We start from the raw sequence: 604 nt of genomic DNA, 5'->3' as shown, positions 1-604 counted from the left end.
AAAATCGATTCCCTGTAGATAAGGATTCGAATGGATTAATCACTACCGGAGTTTTCCTTTTAGTTTTTCTAGTTTATTGGGTCTCATTTAGCACCAAAGGTGCTTTAACTTAAGCGTGACGTTTGCTGTATTTAAGTCAATTGAAGCCCCTTCCAAATCTGTGATTTGGTGGGGGAGGTTCACTATATAATCTATCTAGGATAGTTCGCTCGATGTTAAGTAAATGAACTTTTTAAGATATTATTCGGAATATTGTGGTAAAATGGGTATGACATACGAGGAGGAGATTATATGAGAAAATGTACGTACAAATTTTTGGTAACTGCTTTATTTGCTTCAATTCTCTTAATGGTAGTGGGTTGTACTGAAAAAACAGAAAACCAAACACAAGATGCGCATATACAAACGATTGAAGCAGTCGTACATAAGACCCTTACTGGTCCAACGGATGAACTTAAACAAGTGTTGAAAAGTGATGGTCTCGAAGATTTCGTGAAATATGAAGAAAAACGATACAAAGAATATTTTGCAAATGATACATCCTACCTGCATTTTGTAAATAATTTCAGTTGGTCATTAATGATGGAACCAATTCGAAACAATT

1 protein-coding gene is annotated in these 604 nt (G+C 34.8%); it reads left to right on the top strand.

All coding sequences use genetic code 11. The annotated features are described in order from the left end of the window. Positions 1 to 291 precede the first annotated feature (291 nt). The coding region (locus AC3G7N_RS21735) for a hypothetical protein (protein ID WP_489424208.1) at positions 292 to 604 on the top strand (313 nt) is incomplete at its 3' end.

It is taken from the genome of Virgibacillus carmonensis, from assembly GCF_057836705.1.
Note: the sequence above shows the minus strand (reverse complement) of the source record. Positions and strands in the feature narration are given on the sequence as shown.